A 23039-nucleotide genomic window follows, 5' to 3' on the forward strand; every position below is an offset into this window, starting at 1 on the left:
ATGGTCTCCTTTAGTGTGGCCACGATTATGGAGTATTCGACTGAAGTTTCGAAACATTCGCTCAGAATTGAATAATACTATTAATATGCCTACACAGCGGCTTTTTGCTAACATGTAGATCCCTTCAGGAGACGCTCAATGAAAATTACGAAGCTCGAAACCTTCATCGTTCCGCCACGGTGGTGCTTCCTCAAGATCGAAACGGACGAAGGCATCACCGGCTGGGGCGAGCCGGTCGTCGAAGGCCGCGCGCATACCGTCGCAGCCGCTGTCGATGAACTCGCCGATTATCTGGTCGGCCGCGACCCGCGCCATATCGAAGACCTCTGGCAGGTCATGTATCGCTCCGGCTTCTATCGCGGCGGTCCCATCGGCATGAGCGCGATCGCGGGCGTCGATCAGGCGCTATGGGACATTCTCGGCAAGTATCACGGCGTGCCGGTTCACGCGCTGCTCGGTGGCCAGGTGCGCGACAAGATCAAGGTGTATTCGTGGATCGGCGGCGACCGTCCGAGCGATGTCGCGAACAACGCGCGCGCGGTGGTCGATCGCGGCTTCAAGGCCGTGAAGATGAACGGCTCGGAAGAGTTGCAGATCATCGATACCTTCGACAAGGTGCAAGGCGTCATCGACAACGTGCGCGCCGTGCGCGAAGCGGTTGGTCCGAACGTGGGCATCGGCGTCGACTTTCACGGCCGCGTGCACAAGCCGATGGCGAAGGTGCTCGCGAAGGAACTCGATCCGTTCAAGCTGATGTTCATCGAAGAGCCGGTGCTGTCGGAGAACGTCGAGGCGCTGCGCGATATCGTCAACCAGACGAGCACGCCGATCGCGCTCGGCGAGCGGCTCTACTCGCGCTGGGACTTCAAGCACATTCTGGCGGGCGGTTATGTCGACATCATTCAGCCGGATGCGTCGCATGCGGGCGGCCTGACCGAATGCCGCAAGATCGCAACGATGGCCGAAGCCTACGATGTCGCGCTCGCGCTGCACTGCCCGCTCGGACCGATCGCGCTCGCGACCTGCCTGCAGATCGACGCGGTGAGCTACAACGCGTTCATTCAGGAGCAGAGTCTCGGCATCCATTACAACAAGGGCAACGATCTGCTCGACTACATCAGGAATCCGGAAGTCTTCAAGTATGAAGACGGCATGGTGACGATCCCGCAGGGGCCGGGATTAGGCATTGAGGTGAACGAGGAGAAGGTGCGCGAGATGGCGAAGGTGGGGCATCGCTGGCGCAATCCGGTGTGGCGTCATGCGGACGGCAGCGTCGCCGAGTGGTGATGCCTTCAGCGCCGAAGCCTTGCCTTCACGCCACCGCGTAATGCGTTGCTGATGAGCAGGTCTTCGGCTGTCTGCAAGTCGTTTATCGTCAGCGTGCGTTCGGCGGCGCCGAGTTCGTCGATGAGCACCGCGCGCATCACGCCGGGCAGCACGCCGGCATCGATGGGCGGCGTCCACCACTTGCCGTCCATCTTCACGAAGACGCTGGAACGGCCGCCTTCGGTCAGCTCGCCGCGTTCGTTGACGAACAGCATGTCGAAGGCGCCTTCGGCTTCGGCGGCTTTCCATGCGCGATCGTAGTCGGCGCGGCGCGTCGTCTTGTGACGCAGCAGCGGATCGCCGGACGACTGCGGCGCGAAGCCGCGATCGGATGCGAGCAACACATCCACGGTATCCGACGGCAACGGTGCGAGCGGCGCGCTCGTCATCGCGATACCTCCGCTCTTGTCCAGCGCGATGCGCATGCGGTACGGCTTGCCCGCGTCGAATCCCGCGCAATGCTGCCCGATTTGAGCCGAGAGAGCGCGCTCGTCGAACGCAAAGCCGAGATACGCGGCGCTCGCCGTCAATCGCGCGACGTGGCGCGCGTAGTGGCGAACGCCTTCATCGCGCGTCGCATAGATAGTCTCGAAAAGCTCGAAGCCGGGGTCCGCACCGGTCAGGAAGCGTGCTTTCAACAGACACTCCTCGTATTCGTCGGCGGCGACGCTATCGAGCACGATGCCCGCGCCGATGCCGAGCACGCCACGCCTGCCCGCGGCATCGACGACGATCGTGCGGATCGCCACCGACATGCAGAAATCGCCGCTCGCATCCAGCCAGCCGATCGCGCCTGTATAGAGGCCGCGCGGCGTGCTCTCGATTTCGTCGATCAGCTGCATCGTCCGATACTTCGGCGCGCCTGTGATCGAGCCGCACGGAAAGAGCGCGCGCACGATGCCGGCGAACGACGTGCCGGGAATTACGCGCGCTTCGATCGTCGATGTCATCTGCCACACCGACGCGTAAGGCTCGACCGAGAACAGCACGGGCACATTTACCGAACCCGTGACCGCCACGCGCGACATGTCGTTGCGCAGCAGATCGACGATCATCACATTCTCGGCGCGATTCTTCGGATCGTGGCGCAGCGCCTCGGGATCGGCGTCGCGAGGCGCGGTGCCTTTCATCGGGCGGGCGCGCAGCAGATCGCCCTGTTTTTCGACGAACAATTCCGGCGAACACGATACGGCCGTTCTGCCATCCGGCAACGCGATCAATGCGCCGTAATGCACGGCCTGCCGCTCGCGCAAACGCCGATACAGCGCGAGCGGTGCGCCGAACACATCGAAGTTCAGCCGGAACGTGTAGTTGATCTGATACGACTCGCCTTCGCGAAGCGCGTCCTGCACAGCGGCGATCGACGCATCGAATTCATCGCGCGTGACGCTCGCTTCGATGCCCGCGACGCCTGCCGTCAGGTCATCGCCTTCGGACGCGAGCCACGCGTCGACTTCATCGCGCGACAGACGCGCGCACTCGCGGAACATGAGCACGCGCAGCGCATGATCGTCGCCGCGTCCGATGCTGCCGAACTGGAGATTGCGCCCGAACTCGTAATCCGCGACGACGACCGCATGAAGACCGCCTCGCAGATCGCGTTCGATATCGCCGCAGACCGCGTCGAGCTCACGCGCATCCACGCACACGCGTTCGTGCGCGAAGTCCGTGTACAAACGACTCGACCGCCTTTCGGCGGTCGCATCGCAATCGTCGAGCAGCGCGAACACCGCGCTGCGCTCTTCGGTTTTCATCGTCATGCTCGCACGACGTACACCGCACTCAACCGCATCAGTCGAAGAAGCTCTTCACGCGGTCGAACCAGCTCTTGCTTTGCGGACTATGCCGCGCGCCGCCCTGCTCCAGCGACTTTTCGAACTGCTTCAGCAGATCGCGCTGCTGCTCCGTGAGCTTGACCGGCGTTTCCACCTGCACATGCACGTAGAGATCGCCGGCGATGCTCGAACGCAAGCCCTTGATGCCCTTGCCGCGCAGCCGGAACGTCTTGCCCGACTGCGTGCCTTCCGGCACCGTGAAGCTCGCGCGGCCCGCCAGCGTGGGCACTTCGATCTCGCCGCCCAGCGCCGCCGTCGTGAACTGGATCGGCATCTGGCAGTGCAGGTCGTCGCCGTCGCGCTCGAACACCGTGTGCTGCTTGATGTGGATTTCCACGTACAAGTCGCCGTTCGGGCCGCCGTTGATGCCCGGCTCGCCGTTGCCCGCCGAGCGGATGCGCATGCCGTCGTCGATGCCCGCCGGAATCTTCACTTCCAGCGTCTTCGTTTCCTTCACCTTGCCCGCGCCGTGGCAGTTCGCGCACGGATCGGGGATGTAGCTGCCGCTGCCATGACACTTCGGGCACGTCTGCTGGATGCTGAAAAAGCCCTGCGACATGCGCACCTGGCCCTGGCCGTGACAGGTCGGGCAGGTTTCCGGCTTGGTGCCCGGCTTCGCGCCCGAGCCGTGACAGACGTTGCAGTTCACCCAGCTCGGCACGCGGATCTGCGTGTCGTAACCGTGCGCCGCCTGCTCGAGCGTGATCTCCATGCTGTAGCGCAAGTCCGCGCCGCGATACACCTGCGGTCCGCCGCGTCCGCCGCGAGCAGCGCCGCCCGCGGCCTGTCCGAAGATGTCGCCGAAGATATCGCCGAAGGCATCGGCGAAACCGCCGAAACCTTGCGCGCCCGCGCCCGCCATGTTCGGATCGACGCCCGCGTGGCCGTACTGGTCGTACGCGGCCCGCTTCTGCTGGTCGGAGAGCATTTCGTAGGCTTCCTTCGCCTCCTTGAAATTCTCTTCCGCCTTCTTGTTGTCCGGATTGCGGTCAGGGTGATACTTCATCGCGAGCTTGCGATACGCCTTCTTGATCTCGTCGTCGCTCGCGTTTTTCGCGACGCCCAGAACGTCGTAGTAATCCCGTTTCGCCATGTCGGTTCGATGCCGCCGCGCTTACCCGCGACGGTTCCTGTCAGATGCTGCGAGTCCGTTGCTTCGACTCGCGCGTAAAACTTCGCGCGCCTCGCCTAAATCAAGGCGCCTCTGAAAAAACAACGTGCCCGGAGAGCCGTGAGGCTCGCCAGGCGCGTTACACGTAAGACGCGTCACGCGTCCCGGTGTTGCCACCGAAAAGCGCGCGAGCGTTGCCACTCCCGCGCCCTTGCGGCTTAGTCCTTCTTCACTTCCTTGAAGTCGGCATCGACGACATCGTCGTGGTGCTGGCTCGCGCCCGCATCCGCCGACGCGCCCGCGCCTGCCGCACCGGCCGCCGCGCTAGCCGCGCCTTGCTGCGCCTGCATGTCGGCGTACATCTTTTCGCCGAGCTTCTGCGAGGCTTGAGCCAGCGCCTCGACCTTCGCTTCGATCGTGGCCTTGTCGCTCGAATTGCTCTTCAGCGCTTCTTCGAGATCCTTCAGCGCCGCTTCGATCTTTTCCTTCTCCGAAGCGTCGACCTTGTCGCCGTATTCGGCGACGGCCTTCTTCGTGCTGTGGACCAGCGCGTCTCCTTGGTTGCGGGCATCGGCCAGTTCGCGCAGCTTGTGATCTTCCTCGGCGTTGGCTTCGGCGTCCTTCACCATCTTGTCGATTTCCGCGTCCGTCAGACCCGAGTTCGCCTTGATGGTGATCTTGTTTTCCTTGCCCGTCGCCTTGTCCTTCGCGCCCACGTGCAGAATGCCGTTTGCGTCGATGTCGAAGGTCACTTCGATCTGCGGCGTGCCGCGCGGTGCGGGCGGAATGCCTTCGAGGTTGAATTCGCCGAGCAGCTTGTTGCCCACGGCCATTTCGCGCTCGCCCTGGAACACCTTGATCGTCACGGCGCCCTGGTTGTCGTCGGCCGTCGAATACACTTGCGAGTGCTTCGTCGGGATCGTCGTGTTCTTGTTGATCATCTTCGTCATCACGCCGCCGAGCGTCTCGATGCCGAGCGACAAAGGCGTCACGTCGAGCAGCAGAACGTCCTTGCGGTCGCCCGACAGAACCTGACCCTGAATCGCAGCGCCAACGGCCACGGCTTCGTCCGGGTTCACGTCACGGCGCGGATCCTTGCCGAAGAACTCCTTCACCTTTTCCTGCACCTTCGGCATGCGCGTCATGCCGCCGACGAGAATCACGTCGTCGATGTCGCCGACCTTCACGCCCGCATCCTTGATCGCGATGCGGCACGGTTCGATCGTGCGCTCGATCAGCTCTTCGACGAGCGCTTCGAGCTTCGCGCGCGTGAACTTGAGGTTCAAGTGCTTCGGACCCGACGCGTCGGCCGTGATGTACGGCAGGTTGATGTCGGTCTGCGCGGTGGACGACAGTTCGATCTTCGCCTTTTCAGCGGCTTCCTTCAGGCGCTGCAGCGCAAGCACGTCCTTGCTCAGATCGACGCCCTGTTCCTTCTTGAACTCGCCGATGATGTAATCGATGATGCGCTGGTCGAAGTCTTCACCGCCGAGGAACGTGTCGCCGTTCGTCGACAGCACTTCGAACTGCATTTCGCCGTCCACGTCCGCGATTTCGATGATCGAGATATCGAACGTGCCGCCGCCCAGGTCGAACACGGCGATCTTGCGGTCGCCCTTTTCGGCCTTGTCCAGACCGAACGCGAGCGCGGCTGCCGTCGGCTCGTTGATGATGCGCTTCACTTCCAGACCGGCGATGCGGCCCGCGTCCTTGGTTGCCTGACGCTGGCTGTCGTTGAAGTACGCCGGCACCGTGATGACGGCTTCCGTGACCGGCTCGCCGAGGTAGTCCTCAGCGGTCTTCTTCATCTTGCGCAGCACTTCGGCGGAAACCTGCGACGGCGCGAGGTTCTTGCCATGCGCCTCGACCCATGCGTCGCCGTTATCGTGCTTGACGATCTTGTAGGGCATCAGATTGATGTCCTTCTGCACTTCCTTCTCTTCGAAGCGGCGGCCGATCAAACGCTTGACCGCGTACAGCGTGTTGCGCGGATTGGTGACCGACTGACGCTTGGCAGGCGCGCCGACGAGAATTTCGTTGTCGTCCATGTACGCGATGATCGACGGCGTGGTGCGCGCGCCTTCCGAGTTCTCGATGACCTTGACCTGGTTGCCTTCCATCAGCGCCACGCACGAGTTCGTGGTGCCGAGGTCGATGCCGATGATTCTGCCCATTTTTTATCCTCTCCTAGCTTTGATCGCAGTGGCGTTGCGGCGGCGGTGTGTCGTGCCTGACGCCGGCTTTTGCCGATTTACCGGGCCGAACGCCCAAAATTCATACCTGTACGCAAGATAAGAGCGCAGGTTTCGATTTCAAGACCCTGAACGCGATGCGGTCTATAAGTTTTTTTGTGCGGCGCCAATCTTTTCGTGCGCCGCCGAAGACCGCGAATGCGGCCGGAACGCGGCACACCGACCGCGCGTTATTTCGGCGCGGCGACGGTCACGAGCGCCGGACGCAGCACGCGGTCCGCGATCACATAGCCTTTCTGCAGCACCGTGACGACAGTATTCGGATCCTGCTCGGCCGGCACCATCGAAATGGCCTGATGGCGATGCGGATCGAATTTCTCGCCCACAGGATTCAACGCGATGACGCGGCCCTTCTCCAACGCGCCGGTGAGCTGACGCAGCGTCAGTTCAACGCCTTCGCGGACCTTGGCGAGATCCGACGACTGGTCGGCGAGCGCGGCTTCGAGGCTGTCAAGCACCGGCAACAGGTTCTCCGCGAAATTTTCGATGGCGAATTTATGCGCCTTCGCGACATCTTCCTGGCTGCGGCGGCGGACGTTTTCCGTCTCGGCCTTGGCGCGCAGGAAGTCTTCCTTGAGCGCCGCGATGGTTGCCTGCGCTTCGGCCAACGCGGCCTCGGCCTCGTTCGGCGCAGCTTGCGGCGTGGCAGCCGCTTCTGCCGGTGCGGCTTGCGCCGTGCTGGTGGTGTCTGCGGCCTGGCGCGCGTTCTCGTCGGCGGGCGTCGGGTTCTGGCTCGCTGAATTCTCTTGCGTGTTTTCCATGTCGCTCAATATCTATTGCTGTTGAGTTGAATCGGTTGCGAAAGCGGCGGAGCGCAGTCCGGATCGCGTTTTTCGCACTAGCGGCGGAAATTGGGGCGTCGAAGATATTTTCAAGGCTTTTGCGCGAATTTTTCGGACCAATTCAAGAGTTCCGATGGCACCGAAATGGCCGGTAACCCACACTTCGCCGCAGCGCGCAATTTCAGATTGAGGGAAAGCCCTGACTCGCCTACACTTCAATCAAGCACCGCAGGACGCACGTTTACCCTAATCCTACGAAATGCTTCAATCCGCTTTCAGCCCTTGCCCGTTTCCTGAACCGGCCGCTTTCTGACCGGGCAACCCGTTCTCCGGGGATACCATGAAACTGACCTTTGCTATCGCGGTGGTCGCCCTGGTACTCGTCGCGGGAACGACCACCATCTGCATGTCCGGCGTCGTGACGGACCGTAACACCGAGTACGGTGGCGTTCACGCGACCATCGAAAGTTACTTCAATCCGAACGAGAAAATTTGTCGATAGTCCGGCGGTCGCGCTTCGTCGGCCTGCCCTGCAAGCCGGCTGCGGGTTCGTGGAACGTCTTGCGACGCTCGGCTTCGGCCATGCGCTTCGCTCGGCCTTCCTCGGTTTCGGCATAGAGCGTCTGCGCGACCGTCGCCGGGCCGCGCACGTCGCATAGCCCACGTACTTCGACCTGCCAGACGAGCCGCTCGATATCGATCTCGACGATATCGCCGACACGCACGTCCTTCGACGGCTTCACGTTCGCCCCGCCGATCTTCACACGGCCCTTTTCCACCGCATCGCTCGCGAGCGAACGCGTTTTGAAGAAACGCGCCGCCCAAAGCCACTTATCGATGCGCAAACGCGCGCCAGGTTCCGTCGAAATCTTGTAGTTCATGGGTGAATGCTTGAAAAAGCCGTGCTCAGGCCACCGCGGAAAGCGGCTGCACGGTCTGTACGGGCCACCCCTGCAAATGCTGCGCGGCGATTTCGCCGAGCCCCTTGATCCACGCGGGCGTCGCGTTCAGACAGGGAATGCGGTGGAAATGCCTGCCGCCGGCCTTCAGAAATTCGTCGCGCACCTCGATGCCGATTTCCTCGATCGTTTCCAGACAATCCGCCGTGAAGCCGGGACAGAACACGTCCACGCGCGCGACGCCGCCCGCGCCGAGTTCCGTGACCGTCGGCGCGGTGTACGGCTGAAGCCACTCCGCGCGGCCGAAGCGCGACTGGAACGTGACGCGGCATTCCACCGGCGTGAGCCCGAGCGCGGCCGTGAGCAGGGAGCCGGTCGACTGGCACTGGTCGTGATACGGGTCGCCGAGATCCATCGTGCGTTTCGGCACGCCGTGGAAGCTCAGGACGAGCTTGTCGCCCGCGGCGAAATCCGGCTGGCCGTGATGCCGCCAATAGTCGCGCACTTGTTCGGCAAGCGCGCCGATATACGCGGGATGATCCGCGTAATGGCGGATCGTGCGGATTTCCGGCTGATTGCGCACGCGCTTAAGCGCGGCGAAGGCATCGTCGAACGCGGTGGCTGTCGTGGACGACGAGTATTGCGGATACATCGGCAAGAGAAGAATGCGATCGGCACCTTCGAGCTTCAGCTGATTCAGCATCGCGCCGATGCCGGGCGACCCGTAGCGCATCGCGTAGTCGACGATCACGTGATAGTCGTTCGCCGCGAACAGCCGCCGCAGACCCTCGACCTGCTTTTCCGTATGCACGCGCAGCGGCGAGCCTTCGTGCATCCACACCTGCGCATATTTCTTGGCCGACGCGCGTCCGCGAAACGGCAGGATCAGCCCGCGCAGAATGACCTGCCACACGAGCGACGGAATTTCCACGACGCGCGGATCGGACAGAAACTGCGCCAGATACTTGCGCACCGCCCGCGGCGTGGGCGCGTCCGGCGTGCCGAGATTGATCAGCAGCACCGCGACGCGATGCGAAGCGCTGGGCTGCGAGGGCAACTCGAGGTCGAAACGCATAGGGCAAGCGGGCCGGAAGGGTGGTCGTCTAAAAGTTGAAGACCATTATAGCGGCGGCCTCACGCGGGCATCATTGGCCGAACGGCCTAGTGGCGCAGCCTTGCGTGCCGCGCCAAGATGGCGTCACTGATGACTGAGGGACATCGAGAGCAGGCGCGCGGTGATGTCCACGATCGGAATCACGCGGTTATACGCCATGCGCGTCGGGCCGATCACGCCGAGCGTGCCGACGATCTTCCCGTTGACCTCGTACGGCGCCGTCACGACGCTCATTTCCTCGATCGGCACGAGATTGCTCTCGCCGCCGATGAAGATCTGCACGCCTTGTGCGTGGCTCGATACATCCAGCAGTTGAAGGAGGCTCGTCTTTTGGTCGAACAAATCGAAAAGCTTGCGCAGCCGCGCCATGTCGGACGAAAGGTCCGCCACTTCGAGCAGATTGCGCTCGCCGGAAATGAGCACGGTGTCCATGGGGTCCGTCTCGGCGGTGCTCGCGACCACGGCCGCCTGCATGAGCGCGGTCATGTCGCCGCGCAACTGGTCGATTTCCTCGCGCAGGCGCCGGCGCACTTCGTCGAAGGACAGGCCCGCGAAATGCGCGTTGATGTAATTGGAGGCTTCGACGAGCTGCGAGGGCGAGTAGTCGCGCTGCGTCGCCATCATGCGGTTCTGGACGTCGCCTTCGGGCGTCACGATGATGAGCAGAATGCGCTTGTCCGACAGCCGCATGAACTCGATCTGCTTGAACATGTGGCTGCGGCGCGGCGTGAGCACGACGCCCGCGAACGACGACAGACTGGACAGCACGCTCGCCGCCGCCGCGACGATTTTCTGCGGCTCCTCGCCCTGCAGGCGGGTCTTGACCGCGGTGGTCATGGCTTCGTCTTGCGGCGCTTCTACAGTCAGCATCGTATCGACGAAGAGCCGGTAGCCGCGCGGCGTGGGGATGCGTCCCGCCGACGTATGCGGGCTCGAGACGAGACCGAGCTCCTCGAGATCCGACATCACGTTGCGGATCGTCGCGGGGCTCAGTTCGAGACCAGAATGGCGTGATAACGTGCGCGAACCGACCGGCTGACCTTCGGCGATGTAGCGCTCGATCAACGTTTTCAGGAGGGTTTGTGCACGTGGGTCTAGCATGGGGAAATTTTAGCTCAACGAGTCGGAGGGCGGCGAGCCGCGCCGTGTGCGCTGCGTTCAACGTCCGCTCCATTCTAGCGATAAACGACGGGCGTGCCGTGCGGTGTCGTGCGGTCCCGTCGCAGCACGCTCGTCCGCCATCGCCCGCGGTTCTTTTCGCTCTCTGACTATGGTGTAATGCCGGCATGGAAATTGGCCAATTCAAGACCGTCGCCCTCGTGGGGCGCACCAACACGCCAGGCATCGAGGCGCCGCTGAGATCGCTCGCCGGTCTTCTGGCGCAGCAAGGCTTCGAGGTCGTGTTCGAGGCGGGCACCGCGAAAGATGTCGAGGTGACGGAGTTTCCGGCGCTCTCCATCGCGGAGATGGGCGCGCGCGCGGACGTCGCGATCGTGCTCGGCGGCGACGGCACCATGCTTGGTATCGGCCGGCAACTCGCGCCGTACAAGACGCCGCTCATCGGCGTGAATCACGGGCGGCTCGGCTTCATCACGGACATTCCGTTGAAGGCGATGCAGGAGATCATCCCGCAGATGCTCGCCGGCCAGTTCGAGCGCGAGGAGCGCAGCCTGCTCGAAGCGCGCATCATGCGCGACGACAAGCCGATCTATCACGCGCTGGCGTTCAACGACGTCGTGGTGAATCGCAGCGGCTTTTCCGGCATGGCGGAGTTGCGCGTGTCGGTCGATGGCCACTTCATGTACAACCAGCGCTCGGATGGTCTGATCGTCGCGACGCCTACCGGCTCGACCGCTTACGCGCTGTCGTCGGCGGGACCGATTCTTCATCCGCAGTTGCAGGGCTTCGTGCTCGTGCCGATCGCGCCGCATTCGCTGTCGAACCGTCCGATCGTGCTGCCCGACGATTCGAAGGTGACCATCCAGATCATCGGCGGGCGGGACGTCAACGTGAATTTCGACATGCAGTCGTTCACCGCCGTCGAACTGAACGACGCGATCGAAGTGCGGCGCTCGAAGCATACGGTGCCGGTGCTGCATCCGGTCGGCTACAGCTCGTACGCGACGTTGCGCAAGAAGCTGCACTGGAACGAGCATCCGTCGCAGGACGCCTCTTCTCTCTGAACTTCCCGAATTCCCCTTCCCCGAAGCGTCCATGCTCCGTCATCTTTCCATTCGAGATTTCGTCATCGTCGCCACGCTGGACATCGATTTCGATCCAGGCTTCACGGTCTTTTCGGGAGAAACCGGCGCGGGCAAGTCAATCCTGATCGATGCCCTCGCACTCACGCTCGGCTCCCGCGGCGACGCGAGCGTCGTGCGCACGGGCCAGGCGCGCGCGGATATCACCGCTGAATTCGGCACGCATCCGCAAGTCACGCGCTGGCTGGACGAGCACGCGCTGTCGCAAGACAGCGACTCGGTCATGCTGCGCCGGGTGATCGATTCGGGCGGCCGCTCGCGCGCGTTCATCAACGGCACGCCAGCGACGCTCGCGCAGCTTCGCGAAGTGGGCGAAATGCTCGTCGACATTCACGGGCAGCACGCGCATCAGTTGCTGATGCGTCCCGACGCGCAACGCGAACTCTTCGACACGCACGCGCAGTTGCTCGATACCGCCGGCGCGGTGAATCGCGCGTGGCGCGCCATGCGCGATGCGCAGCAGGCCGTCGAGACCGCGCAAAGCCGCGACCGCGAACTGCAACTGGAACGCGAGCGTCTCGCGTGGCAACTGAGCGAGTTCGACAAACTCGCGCCGCAACCGGGCGAATGGGAAGAAGTGAGTGCGGAGCATCATCGGCTGTCGCATTCGGCGAGTCTCATCGACGGCGTGCAGGGCGCACTCGGCGCGCTCTCCGAATCCGACGAAGCGATGATCTCGCAGCTCGGCGCGATCATCTCGAAGGTGCGCGGTCTCGCCGATATCGATCCCGCGCTGAACGACGTGCTCGCGTCGCTCGAACCGGCGGAAATCCAGTTGCAGGAGGCGTCGTATTCGCTGTCGCACTACGCGCAGCGGCTCGAACTCGATCCCGACCGGCTCGCGCAAGTCGAAAGGCGCATGGATCAGCTGCACTCGACGGCGCGCAAGTTCCGCCTTCAGCCCGAGACGCTGCCCGAGGAACACGACGCGCGCCGCCAACAGCTCGCCGATCTCGACGCCGCCGCCGATCTCGACGCGCTCAACGCCGCAGCAGAGAAAGCGAAAGCCGAATATCTGGCGCAGGCCAAAGTGCTCTCGAAAGCGCGCGCAAAGGCCGCGAAGCATCTGTCGAACGCGGTCACCGCCGGCATGCAGGAATTGTCGATGGCGGGCGGCAGCTTCGACGTCGCGCTCGTGCCGCTCGCGGAAGGCGGTGCGAACGGGCTGGAGCAGATCGAGTTCCGCGTGGCCGGTCACGCGGGCGTCGCGTTGCGGCCGCTCGCGAAAGTCGCGTCAGGCGGCGAACTGGCGCGTATCAGCCTCGCGCTCGCCGTGATCGCGAGCACCGCGAGCCCGACGCCCACGCTCATCTTCGACGAAGTGGACACGGGCATCGGCGGCGGTGTCGCGGAAGTCGTCGGGCGTCTGTTGCATCAACTCGGGCGCGACCGTCAGGTGCTGTGCGTCACGCATTTGCCGCAAGTGGCCGCGCGCGGCGATCAGCATTTCCAGGTCGCGAAGTCTCCCGACGATGCCGGCGGCACCGTGAGCACGGTGACACCGCTCGACAAGAGCAGGCGCGTCGAGGAAGTGGCGCGCATGCTCGGTGGCCTCGAAATCACCGCGACCACGCGCAAGCACGCGAAGGAAATGCTGGCCGCCTGAACGCCGGGCTCAGCCCGCCACGGCGAACACCCGATTCCACAACGCCGTCACCGCGTCGCGTTCGGCCTGAACCTCGGCCGGATCGACGCGCGCTTTCTCCATGCCGTCGAGCCGCAACGTGTGCTGAAGCTTGCGGTAGTGCCGGTAAGCCGCGCCGATCACATCGGCCTGATCTTCGGCGATCAATCCGCTTTGCGCGGCGATCTTGAGCAGCGTGATGTTGCCCGCGTTGCGCAGAAACGCGCGATGTTCACGCGTATGCAGCAGCACCCAGTACTGCACGATGAACTCGATATCGACCATGCCGCCACGATCGTGCTTCAGGTCGAACAGCTCGCTGCGATTCGGATGGCCGTCCGCGACGCGCTGGCGCATCGACGCGATCTCGCGTGCCAGTGCGGCGGCGTCGCGCTCCATGACGAGCACGTCGGCGCGAATCTTCTCGAACTCCGCGCCGATTTCCGCGTCGCCCGCGCTGTAACGTGCGCGCGAAAGCGCCTGATGCTCCCAGACCCACGCGGTGTTCGCCGCGTCGCCCTCGCGAATCTGATAGCGCCGAAACGTTGCGAGGTCGGTCACGAGCAGGCCGGACTCGCCGTTCGGGCGCAGGCGCAAATCGACATCGAACAGCGTGCCCGCGCCCGTCGCCGCAGTGAGCCACGTGATGAGGCGGCGCGTGAACATCGCGTAGATGTCGGAGGCCGCGTCGTCGTCATCGTCGTAAAGAAAGATGAGATCGAGGTCCGACGCGTAGCCCAGTTCCTTGCCGCCCAGCTTCCCGTACGCGATGACCGAAAAGCGCGGCGTCTCGCGATGCCGCTTCGGGAACTGCTTCCACACGGTGCGCACGGTCACGTCGAGCACGGCGTCGGCGAGTTCCGAGAGACGGTCGCTCACATGCTCGACGCTCAGATGGCCGGCGAGATCGATCAGCAGAATGCGAAAAACTTCGGCCTGGTGCGCGTGACGCAGCAGATCCATCTGATGTTCGACGTCCTCGGCGGCGTCGAGCCGCGCGATCAGGGAACGCTTGAACTCGGACCAGTCGAACGGGCTGGCGATGGCTTCATCGTCGAGCAATTCGTCGAGCAACTGCGGATGGCGGATCAGATAGCCCGCCGCCCAGCGCGAACCCGATAGCACCGACAGGACGCGCTCCAGCGCCGCCGGATATTCGGTCAGCAGCGCGAGATACGCGCCGCGTCTGCCGATGGCATCGAGCAGATCGAACAGACGCACGATGATGTCGCCGCGCTTGCCCGCATCGATCGACTGCACGGCTTCGAGCGCCCGCTGCGCGACGATGTCGAAGCGCTCCCGGCTCTGCGACGGCAAGCCGGCATAACGCGCCGAATTCCACACGCCCGTCAGACGTGAAAGCACCGGCGCGGGGTCCGCGAAGCCGAGTTCCGCGAGACGCGCGGCGAGCTCTTCCTGCGCGGAGTCGTCGGCGAGCGCGCTGCTCCAGATCCACGACGCCGCCGAATCCTCCGAGACGCCGCAGCCGCCCTGCCCGCTCACTTTGTCGGCGAAGATCGCGTCGAACTGCTGCTCGACGAGCTCGCGATGCGTGTCGAGCTTGTCCATCAGCGCGGCATAGTCAGCAAAGCCGAGCGACTTCGCGAGCAGCGTGCGCTCGTCGTGGGCGACGGGCATCGCGTGCGTCTGCGCGTCGTTGCGATATTGCAGCCGATGCTCGACCGTGCGCAGGAACAGATACGCGTCGGACAGCGCCTCGCACACATTGGGCGCGAGCAGGCCGTTAGCGGCGGCGCGTTCGAGGACCGCGAGCGTCGGACGAATGCGGAAATCCGCTGCCTGGCCGCCGCGAATCAACTGGAACACCTGCGCGCTGAACTCGATCTCGCGGATGCCGCCGCGTCCGAGCTTGATGTCGTCGGCCTTGTCGGGACGCATCGATGCGCGCCGCCGCGCTTCCTGCCGAATCTGCTGATGCAGCGAGCGGATCGCCGCGATCACGCCGTAGTCGAGATAGCGCCGGTAGATGAACGGCGTCGCGATCGCTTCGAGCTGCTTCGCGAGGCGCTTCGCGGAATCGCTCTGCGTCTCCGAAACGAGCCGTCCCTTGATCCACGCGTAGCGCTCCCACTCGCGACCCTGCACGTAGAAATACTCTTCAAGCATGCCGAGGCTGCACACGAGCGGGCCGGAATCGCCATTGGGCCGCAGCCGCATATCGACGCGGAACACGTAGCCGTCCTGCGTGATCTCCGCGAGCGCGCCGATCAGACGTTTGCCGAGCCGTGTGAAGAATTCCTGCGTCGGGAGTGCGGAGCGCGTGCCGCCCGAGGTTTCGCCATCCTCTTCATAAACGAAGATCAGGTCGATGTCCGACGATGCGTTCAGCTCGCGCCCGCCGAGCTTGCCCATGCCGACGACGCCGAGCGTCAGCCGCTCGCCGTCCGGTCCGCGCGGCTCGCCGAAGAGCGCTTCGAGATCCGCCGACAACACCGCGAGCGCGCGCTGCACCGTGACTTCGGCGAGATCGGTCATCGCGCCGGTGACTTCGGCGACGTCCGCCGCGCCCGCGAGATCGCGCTCCATCACCGTGCAGAACACGTCGGTTCGCAGACGCCGCAGCGCGGTCTTGAGCGCGGCTTCGTCGAGCACGCCGTTTTCGGTGCATGGCGTGCAGTGCGCATCGAGGCGCGCTTCGATCCATTCGCGCGTGATGCGCGAGCGCGCCCACTGCGCGACATTCGACGCCAGTTCGGGCCGCGCCGCATACGCGCGCGCCGCATAGTTGGAATAGTCGGAACTGAGAAGAGTGGCGTCGGTCATGAAAGGTTGGGTTCGCTCATTGCTTCCGGTAAGACATCGCACTTCACGCAACGCGCCGCGAGTCTTGCCGGGCGCGGCTTTGCGAGCATCCACGAGTGCACGGGCCGCGGCCATCCCCGCGATGCCCGTGTTACATTTCAGCGTCAAACACGCAAAACTACCATATCGCCCGACAGCCGCAGCATGTCCGACAGCAGACGATCCGTCGACCCGAACGAAGTTGGACAAGCCAAGCCCAGCGGCAACGCCGAGCGCGTGCTTTCACGCGTCTTCAAAATCATTCTCGTCGTCGCGGCCATCGCGTATTTCGTGGTCGCGGGCGTGTATGTCGGCCTGCGCTATGTCGTCATGCCGCAGGTCGATTCGTTCCGGCCGCGCATCGAGCAGCTCGTCTCGTCGAAGATCCACGCGCAGTTGCATATCGGCAGGATTTCCGCGCGATGGTCCGGGCTTTCGCCGACACTCGATATCGACAATCTGAGCATCGATGCCGCCGATGGCTCGCCGGGTCTCGCCGTGCCGCATGCGAGCGCGAGCATCGCGTGGGCGTCGCTGCTGCATCTGCGGCCCAAGCTCGCGGACCTGACCGTCGATGGTCCCGACGTGATCATCGCGCGCAATGCGGACGGCGCGGTGTCCGTCGCGGGCGTGCCGCTGCCCACGCATCGCACCGGCTCGAACGCGTTCACGACCTGGCTGCTCGGCCAGGACCGCATCCTTCTGCGCGACGGCACGCTGCGCTGGCGCGACGCGCAACGCTCAGCGCCCGAGATCGCGTTCAAGCGCCTGAATCTCGCGATCCTCAACGACGGTACGCGCCATCGGCTCGCGCTCAAAGCCCCCGCCGACGGCGACGTTTTGCACGGCCCGCTCGACTTTCGCGCGGACTTCCGTCATCAGCCATTTTCCGCGATGGGCGCGCCCGCGAACTGGACCGGCCGTCTCTACATGTCGACCGGCCCCGTCGATTTGCCGATGCTCGCGCGCTACGTGAAGCTGCCGTTCCAGATGTACGACGGGCGCATCAACAACCAGATCTGGCTGAACTTCGCGGGCGGCCAGTTGCAGAACGCGACCGGCGAACTGACCGGCGCGAACGTGGCGCTGCGCGTGCGCGCGACGCAGCCGCGTCTCGATCTGCCGATCGCGCGCTTCGGCTGGAGCATCGAGAAGAACGACACCGAGTACACGCTGAATCTGCGCGACCTGCATGCGGAGCTCGGCCAGCCGCCGCTCGATGACGGCACGCCGGTCGCGCGCCTGCTCGTGTCGCGCTCGCTGAAGGGCACGTTCCGGCCTCCGAGCGCCGGCAAGGGGCAACTGGTGCGGCTGACGGGCGATTCCGTCGATATCGGCATCCTCGCGGAATTCGTGCGCGCGCTGCCCGTGCCGGCGAGGGTGCTCAACGAGCTCGTGCGCTTCAATCCGCGCGGCCAGGTGGCGAACTACACGATCTTCACCGAGCGCGCCGCGCCGAAGAACGAGGAAGAGGCGCAGCAACAGCGCACGAAGGGCGACGCGCCGCTGCTGCATTACGCGTTCAAGGGCGATCTCGAAGGCCTGAGCGTGCAGGCGCAGGAGCCGCCGCCCGGCCTCACGATCAACAACCATCCGCGTGCGGGCATTCCGGGCGTCGAAAATCTGTGGGGCACCGTCGACGCGAACGAGAAGGAAGGCAGGATCACGATCGACACGAAGAACGCGGCCGTCATCATTCCCGGCGCGTTCGACGATCCGCGTCTCACCTTCGACTCGCTGCGGGGCAACGCGCACTGGACCGTCGCGGATGCCATCGCGCCGGGCGAATTGCGGCGCGCCTTCACGATCCATATCGACCGTCTGCGCGTCAAGAACGCCGACGCCGAAGGCGAAGCCACCGCCGATTACTGGAACCAGGGCCACGGACGCGGCAATCTCGATCTGAAGGCGAAGGTCGCGCATCTGAAGGTGACGAGCCTCGTGCGCTATCTGCCGACGAGCCTGAACGAGCGCGTGCGCGTCTATCTCGGCCATGCGCTGCAGGCGGGCGTCGCGAAGAACGGGACGATCGAAGTGCACGGCGATCTCACGCGCTTTCCCTACGCGAAATTTCCCGACGCGGGCATCTTCCGCATCAACGCGCCGTTCACGGGCGGCAAGTTCGACCCGACGCCGTTTCCGCCGCGCAAGATGGCCAACGGCCTGCCGAACTTCTGGCCGGCATTCGAGGGCATCGACGGCACGTTCACGCTCGCGCAGAACAAGCTCGGCTTCGATATCGACAAGGGGCATTACCGCAACGTGAAGGTCTCGAAGGTCGTCGGGCGCATCGACGATACGGGCAATCGCGAGACCAAGCTGTGGATCGACGGCCGCGCGCGCGGCCCGCTCGCCGACATGCTGCAATACGTCGACGACAGCTCGCTCGGCCTGATGGCGAAGCACGCGACGCGCAAGATCGACGCCAAAGGAGACGCGTCGCTCGCGCTCACGCTCGGCATTCCGCGCTTCCGTCCGCCCGCGCCGCTGCCGCCGCTCAAGCCCGATTACAAAGGCTCGATCACCTTCGCGGACAACGAAGTCACGTACGGCAATCTGCCGCCTCTCACGCATCTGCGCGGCCGCGCCGACTTCGCCGCCAAGACCGTGACGCTCGACGGCCTCACTGCGCAACTGCTCGGCGGCGACGTGCGCGCGAAAGGCGGCGTACAGCCCGACGGCAGCTATGCGATCGACGTGAACGGGCGCATCGGCGCGGATGCCGCCACGCGGCTCAATCGGCGCATCACGCCGCAGGTCGCGGAATTCATGAAGCGCATCAACGGCGCCGCGCCTTATGAACTGCACGTGCACGGCGTGAAGAACGCGCTGCCGAACGTGCAGGCGAACTCGGATCTGACGGGTCTCGGCATCGATCTGCCCGCGCCGTTCGGCAAGGCGCAAGGCACGCCGATGCCCTTCTCCTTCACCTTCCAGCCCGCGCCGGGCGGCGCGTCGGATCTGCACGACGCAAAGTTGAGCTTCGGGCCGGTGACGGCGCATTACGTGTTGCAGCAGATCGGCCGCGCGCAGGTCAAGATCGATCCGCAGAACGCCGCCGAGCCGATGAACATGCGCGCGCGTCTGAAAGTCGTGCGCGGCGCGATCGGCGTGAACAAGCCCGCCGATTTGCCGGCCGAGGGCGTCAGCGTGGACGCCGATCTGAACGAGCTCGATGCCGACGCATGGCGCAAGACCTTCGCCGACATCAGCGCCGCCAGCACCGCGACGCCGGAAGCGGCAGCCGCCGCGAACGCGCCGCGCCCGCCGATGAGCGAGAACGTCAAGCAGTTCATTCCGACCCGCGCCGCCATCCACTTCACGACGCTCAAGCTGCTCGACCGGCGCTGGGAGAACATCGCGATCGGCGCGAGCGGAGCGGATCGCAAGTGGCAGGCGAACATCGCGTCGGATCAGGTGTCGGGCGATGTCGCCTGGACGCCGGGCGCGACGAGAGACAGCCCCGGCACCCTGCAGGGACGTTTTGCGAAGGTCGTGATTCCGGAAAAGATGGCGGGCGATACCGTCGGCCCGGTCATCAGGAAGCCGCCGCGCAATGTGCCGACGATCGATCTCATCGTGAACGAGCTCGTGTTTCGCGGTCACAGCCTCGGGCGGCTCGAAGTCGACGCGCACAACGAGGTCATCGCCGACGAGCCGATCTGGACGCTCGACAAGCTCGAACTCATCAACCCCGACGCGACGCTCACCGCGAACGCGACGTGGCGCACGCTGCCGGGCGGCGTCTTAAAGGTAGACACGGAAGACGCCATCCCGCGCCGCACGTCGCTCGATTTCAAGCTCGACGTGAAGAACGGCGGACAGTTGATCGATCGCTTCGGCGCGCCGCATGTCGTCAATTCGGGCAGCGGCACGGTCTCGGGCCACGCGGGCTGGAACGGCGGTCCGACTGCCGTCGATGTGAATACGCTCGATGGCAACGTCGCCGTCGATCTGCGTCACGGCCAGATCTTGCGTGCGCCGGGCGCGGCGAAGTGGCTCGGCATCTTCAGCCTGCGCAGTCTCGCCAATCTGCTGACGCTGCACTTCGAGGATGTCGTCGGCAAGGGGCTGCCGTTCGAGAAGATCACGGGCAATGCGAAGATCGTCGACGGCATCAGCCGCACGGACGACTTCCTCATGGTCACGTCGCCCGCGCGCGTGCAGATGCAGGGCGTCGTCGATATGCCGAAGCAGACCCAGGATCTCCACGTAAAGGTGGTGCCGACGGTCGGCGCGGGCGCGGCGGCGATCGGCGCGGCGGTGATCAATCCGCTGCTCGGCCTCGGCGTGCTCGCCGCGGACATCGCGCTGTCGGCATCGATTCAGAAAGCTTTTGCGCTCGACTATTCGATCACCGGCTCGTGGAGCAAACCCGTCGTTAAGCGGCTCAATGGCGATCAGGGTAAGATCGAAACACCCGCCGCCGCCGTGGTTCCGTCCGCTGCCCGCTGAAAACGGGCGTTTGCATCTGCCCCGGCGACGCCGTTTTCGTCCCCTTTTTTCTACCAGCGCATAGAGACATGAGCGAAAGATCGAGCGAAAGCGCGGCCCCGTTTCAGGTCGCCGCGCTCCAGATGGTCAGCACGCCGGACCGTGACCGCAATCTTGCCGACGCCGGCCGCCTCATCGCCGAAGCCGCGCGCGGCGGCGCCCAACTGGTGCTGCTGCCCGAATATTTCTGCTACATGGGCTTCAAGGACACCGACAAGCTCGCGATCCGCGAAACGCCCGGCTCGGGTCCGATCCAGCAATTTCTGTCCGATGCGGCCCGCGAGCATCGCGTGTGGATCATCGGCGGGACGCTGCCGCTGCGTTCGCCCGAAGAGAACCGCGTGCTGAACACGACGCTCGTCTTCGATCCGAGCGGCACGCAGGTGGCGCGCTACGACAAGATTCATCTGTTCAATTTTGAAAAGGGCGAGGAATCGTTCGACGAAGCGCGCACCATCTGTCCGGGCAGCGAAGTGCGGACGTTCGACGCGCCGTTCGGACGCGTGGGATTGTCGGTGTGCTACGACCTGCGCTTTCCGGAGCTGTATCGAAAGCTCGGCGACTGTGCGCTGATGGTCGTGCCTTCCGCGTTCACTTATACGACCGGCCGTGCGCACTGGGAGACGCTGCTCAAGGCGCGCGCCGTCGAGAATCAATGCTACGTGCTCGCCGCGGCGCAGGGCGGCATTCACGAGAACGGACGCCGCACGTGGGGTCACAGCATGCTGATCGATCCGTGGGGCGAAATCGTCGACGTTCGGGACGAAGGGCCGGGCGTCGTGATCGGCGGCATCGATTTGCAACGCATCGCAGCCGTGCGGCAGAGCTTGCCGGCTTATCGACATCGCGTGATCGGGTGATCGCGCGGCTTACTCGGATCAACTCGACTGATGACTTGAAGACGCGGGTTTCTCCCCGCACATGAAACGACTGGAGCAGACCGTAGAATAGTCTGCAATTCGTCTGAAATATCATCGAACTCGTCACAGAACACGCAATAGGCACCGCATGAACATCATCGAACCCGGCATTCGGAATCTGGTCACGGCGAAGGACGTTTTGCTCACGCCCTACGGCCTCGACGAAGGACTGATCACCCGCACGCTCGCGGAAATCTTCACGCATCGTGTCGATTACGCGGACCTCTATTTTCAGTCCACGCGCAGCGAAGCGTGGAGTCTCGAAGAAGGCATCGTCAAATCGGGCAGCTTCAGCATCGATCAGGGCGTCGGCGTGCGCGCCGTGTCGGGCGAGCGCACGGCGTTCGCGTATTCGGACGACCTGTCGCCCGAATCGATCCGTCAGGCTGCGATCGCGACGCGCGCGATCGCCAAAGCGGGCGGCGGCAAACACAAGATCAAGCCGGCGAGCACGCTCACGGGCGTGTCGGGGCGCGATCTGTATCTGCCCGCCGACCCCTTGCATTCGCTCGATGCGAACGCCAAGGTGAAATTGCTGGAGCGCGTCGAGCAGATGGCGCGCGGCAAGGACCCGCGCATCACGCAGGTGATGGCCGGTCTCGCCGGCGAGTATGACGTCGTGCTGGTCGCGCGCAGCGACGGCGCGCTCGCGGCTGACGTGCGACCGCTCGTGCGCGTATCGGTGACGGTGATCGCCGAGCAGAATGGCCGGCGCGAAATCGGCTCGGGCGGCGGCGGCGGACGTTTCGACTATGGCTATTTCACCGATGCCATCCTGAACAAATACGTCGACGATGCCGTGCATGCCGCGCTCGTCAACCTCGAAGCGCGCCCTGCCCCGGCAGGCGCGATGACCGTCGTGCTCGGGCCGGGCTGGCCGGGCGTGCTGCTGCACGAGGCGGTCGGACACGGGCTCGAGGGCGATTTCAACCGCAAGGGATCGTCGGCGTTCGCGGGCATGATCGGCGAGCAGGTGGCGGCGAAGGGCGTCACCGTCGTCGATGACGGCACGCTGCCGAATCGGCGCGGCTCGCTCAACATCGACGACGAAGGCAACCCGACGCAGTGCACGACGCTGATCGAGGACGGCATCCTGAAGGGCTACATCCAGGATTCGCTCAACGCGCGTCTGATGAAGATGCCGGTGACGGGCAACGCGCGCCGCGAATCGTACGCCGCGCTGCCGATGCCGCGCATGACGAACACGTACATGCTCAACGGCGACAAGGACCCGCAGGAGATTCTCGCCTCGGTGAAGAACGGCTTGTATGCGGTGAATTTCGGCGGCGGTCAGGTCGATATCACCAACGGCAAGTTCGTGTTCTCGGCGTCCGAGGCGTACATGATCGAGAACGGCAAGATCACGTATCCGGTGAAGGGCGCGACGCTGATCGGCAGCGGGCCGGAATCGCTCAAGTACGTGACGATGATCGGCAACGACATGTCGCTCGATAGCGGCGTGGGCGTGTGCGGCAAGGAAGGCCAGAGCGTGCCGGTGGGCGTCGGTCAGCCGACGTTGCGCATCGAGAAGATGACGGTCGGCGGGACCGTGTGATTGTCATGCGGGTTTTCCGCATCGGACGGGTTTATTTGCGGCGCCGCCGCGCTGCCCGATGCGG

At 64.4% G+C, this 23039-nt stretch carries 15 protein-coding genes; 7 read left to right on the forward strand and 8 right to left on the reverse strand.

Features of this window, described 5'->3' with window-relative positions; translation table 11 throughout:
- The first annotated feature begins 138 nt into the window (after window positions 1-138).
- Entirely contained in the window at window positions 139-1287 is a 1149-nt protein-coding gene (gene dgoD, locus ACEN42_RS13350; protein WP_187607537.1) for a galactonate dehydratase, read from the forward strand.
- A 5-nt stretch (window positions 1288-1292) separates the two neighbouring features.
- On the opposite strand, the gene pabB is transcribed toward dgoD, so the two are convergent.
- From pabB to grpE, 4 genes are all read right to left on the reverse strand, one after another.
- Window positions 1293-3080, reverse strand: a complete 1788-nt coding sequence (pabB, locus tag ACEN42_RS13355) for an aminodeoxychorismate synthase component I (protein WP_371880181.1) — start codon at window positions 3078-3080, stop codon at window positions 1293-1295.
- 37 nt (window positions 3081-3117) lie between these two features.
- Window positions 3118-4254, reverse strand: coding sequence for a molecular chaperone DnaJ (gene dnaJ / locus ACEN42_RS13360; RefSeq protein WP_035497750.1), 1137 nt, complete (start codon window positions 4252-4254; stop codon window positions 3118-3120).
- 236 nt (window positions 4255-4490) lie between these two features.
- Window positions 4491-6446, reverse strand: a complete 1956-nt coding sequence (gene dnaK, locus ACEN42_RS13365; RefSeq protein WP_187607536.1) for a molecular chaperone DnaK — start codon at window positions 6444-6446, stop codon at window positions 4491-4493.
- A gap of 248 nt (window positions 6447-6694) precedes the next feature.
- Window positions 6695-7285: a nucleotide exchange factor GrpE gene (gene grpE, locus ACEN42_RS13370; RefSeq protein ID WP_238209780.1), complete on the reverse strand. Its 591-nt coding sequence runs from the start codon at window positions 7283-7285 to the stop codon at window positions 6695-6697.
- A gap of 361 nt (window positions 7286-7646) precedes the next feature.
- Here grpE and ACEN42_RS13375 point away from each other — a divergent pair, with 361 nt between their 5' ends.
- Window positions 7647-7808 carry a hypothetical protein gene (locus tag ACEN42_RS13375; protein ID WP_181291003.1) on the forward strand — a complete coding sequence of 54 codons (162 nt, stop codon included), beginning with the start codon at window positions 7647-7649 and terminating at the stop codon, window positions 7806-7808.
- On the opposite strand, the gene ACEN42_RS13380 is transcribed toward ACEN42_RS13375, so the two are convergent.
- The 3 genes from ACEN42_RS13380 to hrcA all read right to left on the reverse strand — a co-directional run bounded on the left by ACEN42_RS13380 (window position 7780) and on the right by hrcA (window position 10420).
- Window positions 7780-8187 carry an RNA-binding S4 domain-containing protein gene (locus ACEN42_RS13380; RefSeq protein ID WP_238209779.1) on the reverse strand — a complete coding sequence of 136 codons (408 nt, stop codon included), beginning with the start codon at window positions 8185-8187 and terminating at the stop codon, window positions 7780-7782. The two genes, ACEN42_RS13375 and ACEN42_RS13380, sit on opposite strands and share 29 nt — an antisense overlap.
- 25 nt (window positions 8188-8212) lie before the next feature.
- A complete protein-coding gene (hemH, locus tag ACEN42_RS13385; RefSeq protein ID WP_371880182.1) occupies window positions 8213-9280 on the reverse strand; it encodes a ferrochelatase in 1068 nt (355 codons plus the stop codon).
- A 123-nt stretch (window positions 9281-9403) separates the two neighbouring features.
- Window positions 9404-10420, reverse strand: coding sequence for a heat-inducible transcriptional repressor HrcA (hrcA, locus tag ACEN42_RS13390; RefSeq protein ID WP_187607532.1), 1017 nt, complete (start codon window positions 10418-10420; stop codon window positions 9404-9406).
- Window positions 10421-10605: 185 nt separating this feature from the next.
- Here hrcA and ACEN42_RS13395 point away from each other — a divergent pair, with 185 nt between their 5' ends.
- On the forward strand, window positions 10606-11502 hold the full coding sequence (locus tag ACEN42_RS13395; RefSeq protein WP_035497738.1) for an NAD kinase: 897 nt from the start codon (window positions 10606-10608) through the stop codon (window positions 11500-11502).
- 31 nt (window positions 11503-11533) lie between these two features.
- The gene (recN, locus tag ACEN42_RS13400) at window positions 11534-13186 is read left to right on the forward strand and encodes a DNA repair protein RecN (protein ID WP_371880183.1); all 1653 of its coding nucleotides are present in this window, start codon (window positions 11534-11536) and stop codon (window positions 13184-13186) included.
- 9 nt (window positions 13187-13195) lie between these two features.
- On the opposite strand, the gene glnE is transcribed toward recN, so the two are convergent.
- Window positions 13196-15988, reverse strand: coding sequence for a bifunctional [glutamate--ammonia ligase]-adenylyl-L-tyrosine phosphorylase/[glutamate--ammonia-ligase] adenylyltransferase (gene glnE, locus ACEN42_RS13405; RefSeq protein ID WP_371880184.1), 2793 nt, complete (start codon window positions 15986-15988; stop codon window positions 13196-13198).
- 183 nt (window positions 15989-16171) lie between these two features.
- On the opposite strand from glnE, the gene ACEN42_RS13410 reads away from it, so the two are divergent.
- The 3 genes from ACEN42_RS13410 to tldD all read left to right on the forward strand — a co-directional run bounded on the left by ACEN42_RS13410 (window position 16172) and on the right by tldD (window position 22975).
- Window positions 16172-20461: a YhdP family protein gene (locus tag ACEN42_RS13410; protein WP_371880185.1), complete on the forward strand. Its 4290-nt coding sequence runs from the start codon at window positions 16172-16174 to the stop codon at window positions 20459-20461.
- A gap of 68 nt (window positions 20462-20529) precedes the next feature.
- Complete coding sequence (locus tag ACEN42_RS13415) at window positions 20530-21360, forward strand: carbon-nitrogen hydrolase family protein (RefSeq protein WP_371880186.1); 831 nt, start codon at window positions 20530-20532, stop codon at window positions 21358-21360.
- Window positions 21361-21508: 148 nt separating this feature from the next.
- Entirely contained in the window at window positions 21509-22975 is a 1467-nt protein-coding gene (gene tldD / locus ACEN42_RS13420) for a metalloprotease TldD (protein WP_035497732.1), read from the forward strand.
- Window positions 22976-23039 lie beyond the last annotated feature (64 nt).

Origin of the sequence: Caballeronia sp. S22 (assembly GCF_964261745.1) — a bacterium.
GTDB lineage: Bacteria > Pseudomonadota > Gammaproteobacteria > Burkholderiales > Burkholderiaceae > Caballeronia > Caballeronia jiangsuensis.

Excerpts from the sequence above, each read along its gene's own strand:
- dgoD (WP_187607537.1), top strand. The coding sequence starts at position 139 with ATGAAAATTACGAAGCTCGAAACCTTCATCGTTCCGCCACGGTGGTGC.
- pabB (WP_371880181.1), bottom strand. The coding sequence starts at position 3,080 with ATGAAAACCGAAGAGCGCAGCGCGGTGTTCGCGCTGCTCGACGATTGC.
- dnaJ (WP_035497750.1), bottom strand. The coding sequence starts at position 4,254 with ATGGCGAAACGGGATTACTACGACGTTCTGGGCGTCGCGAAAAACGCG.
- dnaK (WP_187607536.1), bottom strand. The coding sequence starts at position 6,446 with ATGGGCAGAATCATCGGCATCGACCTCGGCACCACGAACTCGTGCGTG.
- grpE (WP_238209780.1), bottom strand. The coding sequence starts at position 7,285 with ATGGAAAACACGCAAGAGAATTCAGCGAGCCAGAACCCGACGCCCGCC.
- ACEN42_RS13375 (WP_181291003.1), top strand. The coding sequence starts at position 7,647 with ATGAAACTGACCTTTGCTATCGCGGTGGTCGCCCTGGTACTCGTCGCG.
- ACEN42_RS13380 (WP_238209779.1), bottom strand. The coding sequence starts at position 8,187 with ATGAACTACAAGATTTCGACGGAACCTGGCGCGCGTTTGCGCATCGAT.
- hemH (WP_371880182.1), bottom strand. The coding sequence starts at position 9,280 with ATGCGTTTCGACCTCGAGTTGCCCTCGCAGCCCAGCGCTTCGCATCGC.
- hrcA (WP_187607532.1), bottom strand. The coding sequence starts at position 10,420 with ATGCTAGACCCACGTGCACAAACCCTCCTGAAAACGTTGATCGAGCGC.
- ACEN42_RS13395 (WP_035497738.1), top strand. The coding sequence starts at position 10,606 with ATGGAAATTGGCCAATTCAAGACCGTCGCCCTCGTGGGGCGCACCAAC.
- recN (WP_371880183.1), top strand. The coding sequence starts at position 11,534 with ATGCTCCGTCATCTTTCCATTCGAGATTTCGTCATCGTCGCCACGCTG.
- glnE (WP_371880184.1), bottom strand. The coding sequence starts at position 15,988 with ATGACCGACGCCACTCTTCTCAGTTCCGACTATTCCAACTATGCGGCG.
- ACEN42_RS13410 (WP_371880185.1), top strand. The coding sequence starts at position 16,172 with ATGTCCGACAGCAGACGATCCGTCGACCCGAACGAAGTTGGACAAGCC.
- ACEN42_RS13415 (WP_371880186.1), top strand. The coding sequence starts at position 20,530 with ATGAGCGAAAGATCGAGCGAAAGCGCGGCCCCGTTTCAGGTCGCCGCG.
- tldD (WP_035497732.1), top strand. The coding sequence starts at position 21,509 with ATGAACATCATCGAACCCGGCATTCGGAATCTGGTCACGGCGAAGGAC.